Source organism: Nocardia sp. NPDC051052, from assembly GCF_044456045.1.
GTDB lineage: Bacteria > Actinomycetota > Actinomycetes > Mycobacteriales > Mycobacteriaceae > Nocardia.
This window is the reverse complement of the sequence record NZ_JBITFL010000011.1, coordinates 148,994-161,204: the sequence shown is the minus strand read 5'-3', so window position 1 is coordinate 161,204 and position 12,211 is coordinate 148,994. Positions and strand designations below refer to the sequence as shown.

Here is a 12,211-nt window from a genome sequence, read left to right as displayed (position 1 = left end):
CGGTGGCGAGGGTTCCTAGTGGTGGGGATATGACCAGGTCCAGTGGATTCGGGTGGTCCGTTGGTCTGGCCAGTCTTCGTCGAATTCGACGAACTGTGTTCCGCCGAGGAAATCGAGGCCGTCTGGTTCGGGTGTTTGGATCGGTTTCAGCGATGTCGGGTCCGCTGGCGAGGTTTCGACCCAGCCGCCCGGATAGTTGGCGCGCTGCGTTTCCGATACCGGGAGGAATCCGTCGAAGTAGTCCTCCGAGAGGAAGATTGTCACCTCGGAGCTGAACAAGTCGGGTGTGCTCACTAGGCAGGCGACGCGGCTGTTGGGAGATCGACGTGGGGATTTTTCGACTGCTTCGGCTGCGGCGAACAGGACGGCCAGGCATTCCTTGCGGATCGCGTTCGTCGTTTGCGGCGAATCGACCAGCTTGTTGAAGACCGGAATCTTGAAGTTCCAGTAGCGCTGGTCGGTGCAGGTGGCCGGGCCAGGGATCTGGTCGATGATCCGCTCCGGCCAGAGCGCGAGTTGGCGCAGGTGGCGTCCGGGGTTGCGGAGCTTCTTCGCCGAATTCAGATCGAGTCGACGCATAGTGCTCCGTCCTTCCGGGGAAGCGTGGTGGGAGGAGTCATTGACCCCGAATTGGCCGCCAGGTCTAGGCCGTGTCTGAATGCCTGCGGCAGGGTCAAAGATCGGCTGTGGTCACCGCGGTCTCGAGTGCATGCAACGAAACATAGCGTTGCTTCTGGGTAAACGCTGACCCACGCCCTACGCCCTGATGTCTGATCGGGCTGGGTAGGGAACGGTGTTGTGGGTCACCATCGCGAGTCAGCAGGAACACTTGATAGACCCCATCGGTCCAGCCGAGCCCACGGGATATCTCGATAACCGACGCAATCTTACGGTCATTAGAATCTTGCGAAGCACTGAGACTGGCGGCTGAAGCCTCCGACCAGTCAACCCCATCACGTCGATGCCGAACCAACGGCACATCTTTCTGAACGACCGAGTCGGTATAGAACGCTATCCGCTCAACGGGTCGAAAGGTGCGACCCGCTTGGCATACGTACGCGTGACACTTCTGGTACAACGGCCACGCCGAGCGTGCGGCCATAACTACTGTGTCGGATGCCGCGATCGGACGCTCGGCGTACGTCTCCATGGCAGTGCTTGTATGTATCAGCCATTTCTCGGCGTCACGATCGATGTAGCCGGCAATCTCGATGATTCGGCGAATCTCGAACGGCACATCGAGGTTGAGCATCGAATCATGGTGTGCGAGCCGGTTTCTGAACTTGCGTACGCCCTCGAGGGCGCTCGCGACTTGCTTTCGGCGCCCCGAGGAGTTGGGAAACGCACGGTGCAGACAGTCACGCCACAGTTGCTCGTATTTGACCCCCAGTAGTCCTGACCAGAATCCGAGGCTCAAGCCGGCGACGATTTGATCGCGAGTCTCCCGACCCTGAGGGCGCAGCCGCATCCGAACCACCTCGATCGCGTTTGACACGACCTCGCCACCGGGCGTCGGCAGAAGGAACCAGGAATACCGCACGAACGCTCATCGCAGTGTTCGCGTAGTGCGCTGTCGAGCGCATTCCGTAGCAACACTTCCAGGTGCCCCAACACCTCGAAGGATGCTGCGGCGGTTCGAGCGCTCCACACGTATAGGGCCAGAGCCGCAGCGCGGTCTCCATCGCTAGCACGCAGGTACGGCGCCGTGCGCGGTTCCGAGAGAAGTTCCCACACCCTTGTATCGCCGTCGTCGACGCCCCCCGTCATGGCTGGTATCGTAGCGTTCGAACGCCCCAGTGTCGCCTCTGAGCAATCATGCGCCTGGGGCTCCTTCATGCCCTGCGCCAGATCGTCGATGGGTCCGGATTTGGCCGTCAGCTGGGGGTTGTCTACACTAGACCGGTTGCCTGGGCACCTCTGTGTCCGCAGGTCTGTGTGCAGTGATTGACCAGACCCCTGCGGCCCGCCCTGGCACCGAGAACTCATTTTGAGAACTCATCCGGTCGGCAAGCGTCGGCCGGACCAGCCCAATTGCTGTAGGCCCACGATCGGCATGCCTTGTGCTCGCCGATGTTGCATGGGAACCGTAGCGAGAAAGGTGTCGAGGTCTAACCATGACCATGACTGATCCGATCGCGGACTTTTTGACTCGTCTGCGCAACGCCAACTCGGCGTACCACGATCAGGTGAAGGCTCCGCACTCGAAGCTCAAGGCGAACATCGCCGAGATCCTCAAGCGCGAGGGCTACATCGCCGATTACCGGACCGAGGACGCGACCGTGGGCAAGGCCCTCGTTGTCGACCTCAAGTACGGCCCCAGCCGTGAGCGCAGCCTGCAGGGCCTGCGCCGCGTCTCGAAGCCGGGTCTGCGTGTGTACGCGAAGTCCACCAACCTGCCCAAGGTCCTGGGCGGCCTCGGCGTGGCGATCATCTCCACGTCGACCGGTCTGCTCACCGATCGCCAGGCGGCCAAGCAAGGTGTAGGCGGGGAAGTCCTCGCCTACGTCTGGTAAGGGGAGGTAGGACAAATGTCGCGTATTGGCAAGAAGCCCATCGCAATTCCGGCCGGTGTCGAGATCACCATCGACGGCCAGGACATCTCGGTGAAGGGTCCCAAGGGCACCCTGTCGCTGACCGTCGCCGAGCCGATCACCATCAGCAAGGGTGAGGACGGCCAGCTCGAGGTCGTTCGCCCGAACGACGAGCGCCAGAACCGCTCGCTGCACGGCCTGACCCGCACCCTCGTCTCCAACATGGTCGAAGGCGTGACCAAGGGCTACGAGAAGAAGATGGAAATCTTCGGTGTCGGTTACCGCGTGCAGGCCAAGGGCTCGAACCTCGAGTTCGCCCTCGGCTACAGCCACCCGGTGCCGATCGAGGCACCGGCGGGCATCACCTTCGCGGTGGAATCGCCCACCAAGTTCTCCGTGTCCGGTATCGACAAGCAGGCGGTCGGCCAGATCTCCGCTGTGATCCACGGACTGCGCAAGCCCGACCCGTACAAGGGCAAGGGCATCCGCTACGCCGGCGAGGTCATTCGCCGCAAGGTCGGAAAGACGGGTAAGTGATCATGGCGCAAACCGAAAACCAGATCGCCAAGCGCAAGCCGCGTGGCAAGGACGTGTCCACGACACGTCGTCTGTCGAAGACCCGCCGTCACTTCCGTCTGCGCAAGAAGGTCGCCGGCACCACCGAGCGTCCGCGCCTGGTGGTCAACCGCTCCTCGCGGCACCTGCACGTGCAGCTGATCGACGATTCGGTCGGCCAGACCATCGCCGCCGCGTCCTCGATCGAGGCCGACGTGCGTGCGCTGGACGGCGACAAGTCGGCCAAGAGCAAGAAGGTCGGCGAACTGCTGGCCGCGCGTGCCAAGGCCGCCGGTGTCGAGGCCGTCGTGTTCGACCGTGGTGGTCACGACTACCACGGCCGCATCGCGGCGCTCGCCGACGCCGCTCGCGAAGGTGGGTTGAAGTTCTGATGATCAAGACCAACGGAAGGAACGTCTGATGCCGGGACGTCAACGGCGTGACGGCGGCAGCGGACCCGCCGGACAGCAGAATGGTGCCGCCGGTGGCGGCGACAACCAGCGTGGTGGCGGCCGCGACCGTCGTGGCGGCAACGACCGTCGCGACCAGCAGGCCGAGAAGAACCAGCTGGAGCGCGTAGTCGCGATCAACCGCGTCTCCAAGGTCGTGAAGGGTGGTCGTCGCTTCAGCTTCACCGCCCTCGTGATCGTCGGTGACGGCAACGGTCTGGTCGGCGTCGGCTACGGCAAGGCCAAGGAAGTTCCCGCGGCCATTCAGAAGGGTGTCGAGGAGGCTCGCAAGAGCTTCTTCCGCGTCCCGATGATCGGCAGCACCATCGTCCACCCGGTTCAGGGTGAGGCGGCGGCCGGTGTCGTCATGCTGCGTCCGGCCTCGCCCGGTACCGGTGTGATCGCCGGTGGTGCGGCTCGTGCCGTGCTGGAATGCGCTGGCATCCATGACATCCTGGCGAAGTCGCTCGGTAGCGACAACGCCATCAACGTCGTGCACGCGACCGTTGCGGCGCTCAAGATGCTGCAGCGTCCGGAAGAGGTCGCGGCCCGCCGTGGCCTGCCGCTCGAGGACGTTGCCCCTGCGGGCATGCTGCGTGCGCGCGCCCAGGCTGCGGGAGGTGCCAGGTAATGGCAGATCTCAAGGTGACCCAGATCAAGAGCACGATCGGCGCCAAGAAGAACCAGCGTGACAGTATGCGCACGCTCGGTCTGCGCAAGATCCGGCAGACCGTGGTTCGCGAGGACAACTCGCAGAACCGGGGACTCATCAACGTCGTGCGCCACCTCGTGACAGTTGAGGAGGTCTGACATGACCATCAAGTTGCATCACCTGCGTCCCGCGCCCGGTGCCAAGACCGAGAAGACTCGGGTCGGCCGTGGTGAGGGTTCCAAGGGTAAGACCGCGGGCCGTGGTACCAAGGGCACCAAGGCACGCAAGAACGTCCCCGCCTCCTTCGAGGGTGGGCAGATGCCGCTGCACATGCGGCTGCCCAAGCTCAAGGGCTTCACGAACCGGTTCCGCACGGAATACCAGGTCGTGAACGTCGGTGTCATCGCCAAGCTCTTCCCCGAGGGCGGCGAGATCGGCAAGGCCGAGCTCGTGGCGGCCGGTGCGGTTCGCAAGAACCAGCTGGTGAAGGTCCTCGGCGATGGCGAGATCGGCGTCGCGGTCCAGGTGACCGTCGACAAGGTGACCGGCGCGGCCAAGGAAAAGATCACTGCGGCCGGTGGCTCTGTCACCGAGCTGGGCTGACGGTACTCTGCAGTCAATGGCACCGGACGAGTGAAAGCTCGTCCGGTGCCACTGTTAGAGTTCAAGTTGTTGTCTGCCAAGCCTCGTCATGGTTTTCAGCGTCCCCAGATGCCGCATCGTCGGATCTGGGGTATTGCTTGAATTTCCATGTCCTGACCACCATGTCGTTCGCCAGGAGGATCTGTGCTTTCCGCCTTCGTATCGGCCTTCCGGACTCCGGACTTACGGCGGAAGATTCTCTTCACGCTGGGGTTGATCGCGCTGTACCGTCTGGGTGCCGCGTTGCCGTCCCCCGGTGTCGATTACAGGGCCGTCCAGGACTGCATCAAGCAGGTATCCGGCGGTGATTCCGGCGGTATCTACCAGCTGATCAACCTGTTCTCCGGTGGCGCGCTGCTGCAGCTGTCGGTGTTCGCGATCGGCATCATGCCGTACATCACCGCGAGCATCATCATCCAGCTGCTGACCGTCGTCATCCCGCGGTTCGAGGAACTGCGCAAGGAAGGCCAGTCCGGCCAGAACAAGATGACGCAGTACACCAGGTACCTGTCGATCGCGCTGGCGATCCTGCAGGCAACCGGTCTGGTCGCGCTCGCCTCCCGCAAGCAGCTGCTGCAAGGCTGTGACAAGGACATCATCGCCGACAACGGCATCTTCGGCATGATCATCATCGTGCTGGTGATGACCGCCGGCGCGGCCCTGGTGATGTGGTTTGGCGAGCAGATCACCGAGCGCGGTGTCGGCAACGGCATGTCGCTGCTGATCTTCGCCGGTATCGCCGCGCGTATCCCCACCGAGGGCAAGCAGATCCTGGACAGCCGTGGCGGTCTGGTGTTCGGCCTGGTGTGTGTGGCCGCGTTCGCGATCATCACCGCGGTCATCTTCGTAGAGCAGGGCCAGCGCCGAATTCCGGTGCAGTACGCCAAACGTGTGGTCGGCCGGAAGATGTACGGCGGCTCCTCGACCTATCTACCGCTGAAGGTCAACCAGGCCGGCGTCATCCCGGTCATCTTCGCGTCCTCGCTGCTGTACCTGCCGAACCTGGTTTCCCAGCTCACCTCCTCGAAGAACAACCCGGATCCGAGCTGGTGGCAGGAGATCATCGCCAAGTACCTGGTGAACCCGGGCAACCCGGTTTATATCGCGATCTACTTCGGTCTGATCGTGTTCTTCACCTACTTCTACGTCGCGATCACCTTCAACCCGGAGGAACGCGCGGACGAGATGAAGAAGTTCGGTGGCTTCATCCCGGGGTACCGCCCCGGCAAGCCCACCGCGGACTATCTCAACCATGTGCTGAGTCGCATCACCCTCCCCGGCTCGGTCTACCTCGGTCTTGTCGCTGTCCTGCCGAATCTTTTCCTCGATATCGGCGCTTCCGGTAACGGTCAGAACCTCCCGTTCGGCGGCACCGCGGTGCTGATCATGGTGAGCGTCGGGCTGGACACGGTGAAGCAGATCGAAAGCCAGCTGATGAATCGAAATTACGAAGGGTTCCTCAAGTGAGAGTTGTACTGCTCGGTCCGCCGGGTGCCGGCAAGGGCACTCAGGCCGTCCTGCTTTCGGAGAAACTGGGCGTTCCGCACATCTCCACCGGGGATCTGTTCCGCGCGAACATCAGCCAGCAGACGCTGCTCGGCCGTGAAGCGCAGAAGTACATGGACGCGGGCGATCTGGTGCCGAGCGATGTCACCAACCGCATGGTCGAGGCCAGGGTCAACGAGACCGACGCCGCGAACGGCTTTGTGCTGGACGGCTACCCGCGCACGGTCGATCAGGCCGACGCGCTGGAGAAGATCCTCGCCGAGATGGACAAGAAGCTCGACGCGGTGCTGAGCTTCGATGTGCCGGAAGAGATTCTGATCGAGCGCCTGGTCGACCGCGGTCGCACCAGCGGGCGCAGCGACGACAACGCGGAGATCATTCACAACCGGATGGTGGTCTACCGCGACGAGACCGCGCCGCTGCTCGAGCACTACGACGGGATCGTCGTCCCGGTGGACGCCGTCGGCACCATCGACGAGGTGCACGGCCGCGTGCTGCAGGCTCTGGGCCGCTGATGCTGTTCATGACGGGCCACTGATGGTCTTCGGCCGTAAGAACAAGAAGGTGGTGCCTTTTCGCACCAGCGGTGAACTCGACGCCATGGCGGCGGCGGGCGCGATCGTCGGTCGCGCCCTGGTCGCCGTGCGCGCGGCCGCCAAGCCCGGGGTGTCCACCCTGGAGCTGGATGAGGTCGCCGAGCAGGTCATCCGCGACGCGGGTGCGGTGCCGTCCTTCAAGGGCTACCACGGTTTTCCCGGCTCGATCTGCGCGTCGGTGAATGACCGTGTGGTGCACGGTATTCCGACCGCGAGTGAAATCCTCACCGAGGGCGACCTGGTCTCCATCGACTGCGGCGCCATTCTCGAAGGCTGGCACGGTGATTCGGCCTGGACGTTCGGCGTCGGCAACATCATCGACGCCGACCGGCTGCTGAGCGAGGCGACCAAGCTGTCCATGGAGGCCGGTATCGAGGCGATGGTGCCCGGTAATCGGCTCTCCGATGTCTCGCACGCCATCGAGCTCGGTACCCGCGCGGCCGAACAGCTGCACGGCCGCGCCTACGGCATCGTCGACGGCTACGGCGGGCACGCGATCGGCCGCGAAATGCACCTGGATCCGTTCCTGGCCAACGAGGGCGATCCGGGCAAGGGCCCGAAGCTCGTGGTGGGATCGGTCCTCGCGATCGAGCCGATGCTGACCCTCGGCACCACGCAAACCCAGGTCCTCGACGACGACTGGACCGTCGTCACCGTGGACGGCACCCGCGCCGCGCACTGGGAGCACACGGTAGCCGTCACCGAAAACGGCCCCCGCATCCTCACCCTGCGCCCGGAGTAAGTACCTCGGGCAACACCGATGGCGCGGTGCCGGTGTCTGCCCCACCGTTGGCGCCGCCGATCTCTGCCGACCCCTCCTTGCGGAAGATCGAGCGGCGCAACATTATTCGGAAACCCTGGGCCGGTGACGCTGCGTGGCGAGGAGTCGAACCGCACCGACGCCGGCGGGGTGGCCCCCGTTCCGGACGATCTCGCCTGATGGCGATACCCAGCGAGGTCGCTGGATCGGTGTCGTCGTTCCTTGCGCCGTTGCGGCGCGACCGTGACGTTTGGTCGGGCGACGCTGCCCGTGGTGGCGAAATCAGGTCGACGGTGGTGCCTGATCGCTACGTTCTGAACTCTGCTGTGAGCGTATGTTCGGGCGGGTGGGTGCGACGCGAGTAGGCCACTACTCGAATCCGGTTGGCGCACCACGCGGTTCGCGTCCGCGGCGCCCTCGGGTCGGTCGGCGCCGCGTCCGGAAATTGTGTGTGGTGTGCGAATTCCCTTGCGGCAGGTAGTCGCCGGGTGGCCGAGCAAGGCGGCCGCAAAGTTCGAGGAACCGGTCAGCGGGGTCGGACGGTGGCGCGGAGCACCAAAGTCACCATGGGAAGGTCGAATTCGCCTTCAGCCGTCTCCGGCCTGCTGTGCAGGTAGTCGACGATGCGCTGCAACACCTCGGCCCGCTGCTGTGGCGACGCCACCAGGGTGTGCGAGTGCGTTCCGATGGTCGCGGTCAACGACTCCGCGGTCCGCCGCTGGGTGTGCGGGAATCGGGCGCTCTCGAAACCCTCGAACAGCGGGTGCTCGGGTAGTTCGGCGGAGCCGAGTTCCGGCGGCGGCGCCGACGACTCCGAACGCGAAACGCGCTTCAATCCGGCGACCCAGTCGACCCGCATATCGTCGGTGTTCCACAGCGCCGCGAAAACTCCGCCTTTCCGCAACACCCGCGCGAACTCGGGAAAAGCGCGCTGTTGATCGAACCAGTGGAATGCCTGCCCGGCCACGATCGCGTCCACCGACCCGTCCGCGAGTGGAATCGCCTCCGCCGACCCCTCTAGCGCGCGGACGCCGGGCAGTCGCCGCATCAGCTCGACGCGCATGCCGTCGTCGGGTTCGACCGCGATCACCGTGGCACCGACGGCGAGCAGTCCCTCGGTCAGCTTGCCGGTGCCTGCCCCGAGGTCGAGAACGATCGGCGCGGGGACGCCCGGCACCGCTTCCAGCGCCCACTGGATCGCCGCTAACGGATAGTCCGGCCGGTGTTCGGCGTAGTCCGTCGCGTGGGCGCCGAAGGAGGCCGCCCGACGGGCGTGCAGGGCACGGTCGCTCGCATCTCGATCAGTCGTATTCCCCATGCGCCCCACCCTAAGTCCGGGCAGCCGCCAAGCGGGCCAGATTTACGACGCGCCGGGCAACCGCCGCACGCCCGCGCTCACCTCGGCGGCCAGGTCGTCGTAGCCGACGGCCAGCTCCGCGAGGCGCTGCCAGGCGTCCCACAGGTCCCATTCGGAGGCACTCGCCAGCGCCGCATAGGCGTTGGCGGTGAACTGGGCGAGCCGGTCGATCACGGCGCCGACCGTCTCGGTGTGCACGTGTGCGGCGCCGTGCGCGGGCGGCAGCTGCACGGTGATCCAGCGATCGATGTCGCGCATCAAACTTGCTCGGAGCGCATCGATTTCGTCGATTACCTCGCGACCCGCGCCGAGCCGTCGTTCGTGCAGCGTGGTCAGTTCGTGCGCGCACCGCAGGAGTGGATTGTTCTCCGGGTGTTCGCCCCGGCACGCTTGCAGCACTTGATGTTTCGCGGGAAGCTGTCCCGTGGTCATCGCGGCCCCATGTTCCGGCAAGAGCGCACGGTGTCCACGATGGCCGCTCCGGATGGCCGAAAATTGTTCTCCGGGGCCACAATCCACTCACGGTAGCCGGCGTTCAAGTCGGCGGGGGAGGGCAGCGCGATCTCGCCGCCGATCGGCACGATCGATACGTTGAGCCGGAACAGCTCGGCGAACAGCCGGACGTCGTCGGGCAGGTCGGGCCGGATCAAGAAGGTCCAACGTCTCGAGCGCACGTGAGAAATGACGGGGCCCAATGGATTTCGATGATGTATCAAATCGTCGTGAACCTGCTGACCAAGCGGGGCGGGCATGGTGATCGCGCCGACGAATCCGGCACGGACGGTGATCCTGCCGATCTCCGGATGGAATCCGGCGGGTAGGTCGCAGGTATGGCGGTAATAGGCGCATCGGGCGGCTGGGGTCTCCGCCAACGCCAGTTGATCCATGAGAAGAGCCTCGACTAGCATCGTTGTCTGGTGAAGCCGCCCGAGCCGGTTGGTCCTGGTCATTGGGGGTGACCTACGACACCGTTCGGGCGTGATCTCAGTAGAGCACTCCATGGCGGGGCATAAACGTTCCGTTCAATTAGTTCTCGAGAAGTTCGCCTGCGGGTTTCGTGCCGTCCGCTCGGCTGACGTATGGATCGCACGTCGTTCCGCGATTCGGGGCAAACGCTGGTATCGCGATCGCGGGTACTTTAATACTGAATTGTCTGGCACAACCCTGATGCCCGTTCGCTCCCGACGTCGTATACGAGGTCATCCTCGCGGCGTACACCGGCGGTCGAATCGGCAATAGCAAATTCAGGGTTAGTCACTGATGTGGCGAGACGGGGTCGGTCCCTACGCTGAATGGCATGACAACAATTGCTCTCGCTTCCGCTCCCGCCCTGGCCAGTACCGCCGAAACGGCGGGCTCGATCGCCTTCGGCGTCTTCGCTATCGCCGTCGCCATCGGTGCCATCGCACTGTTCATCGCCGGTGTAGTGAGCGCGCTACGCTCCAGCAACTACGCAGCGGCCGGTAAGGCGATCTGGGTACTGCTCATGCTCGCGTTCCCGTTCCTCGGCCCGGTGGTGTGGTTCATCTGGGGCCGCAACTCGACCATTCAGCCGGTGCGGCCGACCACCGCGGTGTGACGCCTCACGGCGTCGTACGGAAGAACAGCACGCGATCACCGTGCTCGGCGAGCGGGGTGGTCGCGCTGATCTGTCGCAGGCCGCTCGACGGAAGATAGGTGAGGTTGGCGAACATCTGCGTGTTGCCGAATGCCGCGCGCAGCTTCGTCTCGTTCGCCCGGTCGGCGTTCAGATCGGCCAGCATCTTGAAGTCCAACGGCGCCAGCGGTTTGTCCAGCGGCGCCTGCCCGGCCGGCCTGCCGAGCGCGGCGTACTGGGTGGCCGCACCGTGCTCGTACCAGCACAGTTCGTAGGCGACGTGTTCGGTCACCGTGATCGCGGCCACCGGCCAATCCTGGGACAGGCGCATCGCCAGCGGGTGCTTGCCGACCGGCGTCAGCTCCCAGTTCAGGCTCATCACCGTCACCCAGCCGCCGTAGGGCTGATCGATCAGCACCACGTCGTCGCTGAGCTTCTCCGCAGTATTCACTTCGGCGTCGGTGATCTTCCAATGTTCTTCGCGCGCACCGAGATAGCTCTCGCGATCCAGCGGGTAGGCGTCGTCGGTCGCGTACGCGCCGATGATCGCCGCGCGGATCTGCGCGATCGCGTCCGGCACCGGGCAGTACACGCTCAGTGCGCCGAAACTCGTACCGATCTGCACGGGCATCGACGGCGGATCGGGTTCCGCGCCGGGGAGCAGCGGTCGCAGGCCGACGAGGGCGAGCTTCCAGTTGATCTCCTCGACGGTCGACAGATCGCCCGAGGACTTGAACAGGATCTGCTGCTGGGTCAGCCGCCCGGCCTGCTCCAGCGTGCGGCAATTGAGCTCGGCGAGCGCCTTGTACGACTTCGGGGTCAGGTCGAGGTCTTGAACCCCGCACGCGCGCAACCTGATCGACATGCTCGTCGAGGTGAACGCGGAGTACCGCTCGCGATACATCGACAGCGCCTGCTTGCGCGACCGGCCGACCATCAGCGTCCGCAGCAACGTGCTCAGGCTGGCCAGGTATTTACCCGAGAGCTCCGGCGTCGCCGCGGCAAGCGCGCTGCGGATCCGCGCGGCCTCTTCGGTCGCCGCTACGGCGGCATCCTGATCGAGACGACCAAGCCACACACCACATTTCGACAGGCCGTCGGCGCACAGCCCGGCGACCTCCGGATGGATGCGCGCCACCTGCCGGTACGCGTCGCACGCGCGGCGAATGGTGGTGGTGGCGAGTTCCCGGCGACCGCTGTGCCGTGCCGCGAGTTCGACCGACCGGAGCGCCTCGTTCAGTTCGCCCGCGAGTCGAGCGTTGAGTACCTGTCCGGTGGAGAGCAGCCGCAGCCGAATGGCGACGGCCTCCTCGGCGGGCGCCAGCGCGTCCCTGGTCCGGTCGCGAACCGACCCGTTGGTCTTGGTGGCGATAAAGCCCTTCGCTAGATCAGCGAGCGAGGTGGCCAGTCGCAGATCCGCCTCGATCGAACGATCAAGCGCCGCATACCGATCCGCGGCGACCCGACGCTCCAGCGCGTCCAGATCCATCGCGTCCCTCGTTTCCAGCATGATCCTCCGCTAACCGGCGGCATCGAGCCACCCGCACCTTCTAACGCACGAGTCTG

General features: G+C 64.7%; 16 protein-coding genes. 10 read left to right on the top strand and 6 right to left on the bottom strand.

Annotated elements, in window-relative coordinates; all coding sequences use genetic code 11:
- Positions 1-15: 15 nt before the first annotated feature.
- Positions 16-579, bottom strand: a complete 564-nt coding sequence (locus ACIBCN_RS33165) for a DUF3916 domain-containing protein (RefSeq protein ID WP_396995648.1) — start codon at positions 577-579, stop codon at positions 16-18.
- Positions 580-673: 94 nt separating this feature from the next.
- Positions 674-1,252, bottom strand: a complete 579-nt coding sequence (locus ACIBCN_RS33160; RefSeq protein ID WP_396995647.1) for a hypothetical protein — start codon at positions 1,250-1,252, stop codon at positions 674-676.
- Between the two features lie 862 nt (positions 1,253-2,114).
- Between ACIBCN_RS33160 and rpsH the strand changes: the two genes are divergently transcribed.
- From rpsH to map, 9 genes are all read left to right on the top strand, one after another.
- The gene (gene rpsH / locus ACIBCN_RS33155) at positions 2,115-2,513 is read left to right on the top strand and encodes a 30S ribosomal protein S8 (RefSeq protein ID WP_069161946.1); all 399 of its coding nucleotides are present in this window, start codon (positions 2,115-2,117) and stop codon (positions 2,511-2,513) included.
- 15 nt (positions 2,514-2,528) lie between these two features.
- On the top strand, positions 2,529-3,068 hold the full coding sequence (gene rplF / locus ACIBCN_RS33150; RefSeq protein WP_396995646.1) for a 50S ribosomal protein L6: 540 nt from the start codon (positions 2,529-2,531) through the stop codon (positions 3,066-3,068).
- 2 nt (positions 3,069-3,070) lie between these two features.
- Positions 3,071-3,478, top strand: coding sequence for a 50S ribosomal protein L18 (gene rplR / locus ACIBCN_RS33145; RefSeq protein WP_396995645.1), 408 nt, complete (start codon positions 3,071-3,073; stop codon positions 3,476-3,478).
- A 28-nt stretch (positions 3,479-3,506) separates the two neighbouring features.
- A complete protein-coding gene (gene rpsE / locus ACIBCN_RS33140) occupies positions 3,507-4,166 on the top strand; it encodes a 30S ribosomal protein S5 (RefSeq protein ID WP_194834058.1) in 660 nt (219 codons plus the stop codon).
- A complete protein-coding gene (gene rpmD / locus ACIBCN_RS33135) occupies positions 4,166-4,345 on the top strand; it encodes a 50S ribosomal protein L30 (RefSeq protein ID WP_396965266.1) in 180 nt (59 codons plus the stop codon). Before rpsE ends, rpmD begins: the two co-directional genes overlap by 1 nt.
- 1 nt (position 4,346) lies before the next feature.
- On the top strand, positions 4,347-4,790 hold the full coding sequence (rplO, locus tag ACIBCN_RS33130) for a 50S ribosomal protein L15 (RefSeq protein ID WP_379286737.1): 444 nt from the start codon (positions 4,347-4,349) through the stop codon (positions 4,788-4,790).
- A gap of 183 nt (positions 4,791-4,973) precedes the next feature.
- Positions 4,974-6,296, top strand: coding sequence for a preprotein translocase subunit SecY (secY, locus tag ACIBCN_RS33125; protein WP_396995644.1), 1,323 nt, complete (start codon positions 4,974-4,976; stop codon positions 6,294-6,296).
- Complete coding sequence (locus ACIBCN_RS33120; protein WP_396995643.1) at positions 6,293-6,850, top strand: adenylate kinase; 558 nt, start codon at positions 6,293-6,295, stop codon at positions 6,848-6,850. Before secY ends, ACIBCN_RS33120 begins: the two co-directional genes overlap by 4 nt.
- A 22-nt stretch (positions 6,851-6,872) precedes the next feature.
- Complete coding sequence (gene map / locus ACIBCN_RS33115) at positions 6,873-7,673, top strand: type I methionyl aminopeptidase (RefSeq protein WP_396995642.1); 801 nt, start codon at positions 6,873-6,875, stop codon at positions 7,671-7,673.
- A 544-nt stretch (positions 7,674-8,217) separates the two neighbouring features.
- Here the strand turns inward: map and ACIBCN_RS33110 are convergent.
- The 3 genes from ACIBCN_RS33110 to ACIBCN_RS33100 are packed head-to-tail and all read right to left on the bottom strand — an operon-like array spanning position 8,218 to position 9,998.
- Positions 8,218-9,009 (bottom strand): class I SAM-dependent methyltransferase, encoded by a 792-nt coding sequence (locus ACIBCN_RS33110; RefSeq protein ID WP_396995641.1) that lies wholly within the window; start codon positions 9,007-9,009, stop codon positions 8,218-8,220.
- 42 nt (positions 9,010-9,051) lie between these two features.
- Positions 9,052-9,480 carry a DUF4254 domain-containing protein gene (locus tag ACIBCN_RS33105; protein ID WP_396995640.1) on the bottom strand — a complete coding sequence of 143 codons (429 nt, stop codon included), beginning with the start codon at positions 9,478-9,480 and terminating at the stop codon, positions 9,052-9,054.
- A complete protein-coding gene (locus ACIBCN_RS33100) occupies positions 9,477-9,998 on the bottom strand; it encodes a DNA-directed RNA polymerase subunit beta (RefSeq protein WP_396995639.1) in 522 nt (173 codons plus the stop codon). Before ACIBCN_RS33100 ends, ACIBCN_RS33105 begins: the two co-directional genes overlap by 4 nt.
- Positions 9,999-10,345: 347 nt before the next feature.
- Here ACIBCN_RS33100 and ACIBCN_RS33095 point away from each other — a divergent pair, with 347 nt between their 5' ends.
- On the top strand, positions 10,346-10,627 hold the full coding sequence (locus ACIBCN_RS33095; RefSeq protein WP_396995638.1) for a PLD nuclease N-terminal domain-containing protein: 282 nt from the start codon (positions 10,346-10,348) through the stop codon (positions 10,625-10,627).
- 4 nt (positions 10,628-10,631) lie between these two features.
- On the opposite strand, the gene ACIBCN_RS33090 is transcribed toward ACIBCN_RS33095, so the two are convergent.
- On the bottom strand, positions 10,632-12,155 hold the full coding sequence (locus ACIBCN_RS33090; protein ID WP_396995637.1) for a hypothetical protein: 1,524 nt from the start codon (positions 12,153-12,155) through the stop codon (positions 10,632-10,634).
- Between the last annotated feature and the right edge of the window lie 56 nt (positions 12,156-12,211).

Coding starts and splice junctions, on each gene's coding strand:
- ACIBCN_RS33110 (WP_396995641.1), bottom strand. CDS start 9,009: ATGGGGAATACGACTGATCGAGATGCGAGCGACCGTGCCCTGCACGCC.
- rplF (WP_396995646.1), top strand. CDS start 2,529: ATGTCGCGTATTGGCAAGAAGCCCATCGCAATTCCGGCCGGTGTCGAG.
- rpsH (WP_069161946.1), top strand. CDS start 2,115: ATGACCATGACTGATCCGATCGCGGACTTTTTGACTCGTCTGCGCAAC.
- rpsE (WP_194834058.1), top strand. CDS start 3,507: ATGCCGGGACGTCAACGGCGTGACGGCGGCAGCGGACCCGCCGGACAG.
- ACIBCN_RS33095 (WP_396995638.1), top strand. CDS start 10,346: ATGACAACAATTGCTCTCGCTTCCGCTCCCGCCCTGGCCAGTACCGCC.
- ACIBCN_RS33160 (WP_396995647.1), bottom strand. CDS start 1,252: ATGCTCAACCTCGATGTGCCGTTCGAGATTCGCCGAATCATCGAGATT.
- rpmD (WP_396965266.1), top strand. CDS start 4,166: ATGGCAGATCTCAAGGTGACCCAGATCAAGAGCACGATCGGCGCCAAG.
- ACIBCN_RS33105 (WP_396995640.1), bottom strand. CDS start 9,480: ATGACCACGGGACAGCTTCCCGCGAAACATCAAGTGCTGCAAGCGTGC.
- ACIBCN_RS33100 (WP_396995639.1), bottom strand. CDS start 9,998: ATGACCAGGACCAACCGGCTCGGGCGGCTTCACCAGACAACGATGCTA.
- rplO (WP_379286737.1), top strand. CDS start 4,347: ATGACCATCAAGTTGCATCACCTGCGTCCCGCGCCCGGTGCCAAGACC.
- rplR (WP_396995645.1), top strand. CDS start 3,071: ATGGCGCAAACCGAAAACCAGATCGCCAAGCGCAAGCCGCGTGGCAAG.
- map (WP_396995642.1), top strand. CDS start 6,873: ATGGTCTTCGGCCGTAAGAACAAGAAGGTGGTGCCTTTTCGCACCAGC.
- ACIBCN_RS33165 (WP_396995648.1), bottom strand. CDS start 579: ATGCGTCGACTCGATCTGAATTCGGCGAAGAAGCTCCGCAACCCCGGA.
- ACIBCN_RS33090 (WP_396995637.1), bottom strand. CDS start 12,155: ATGCTGGAAACGAGGGACGCGATGGATCTGGACGCGCTGGAGCGTCGG.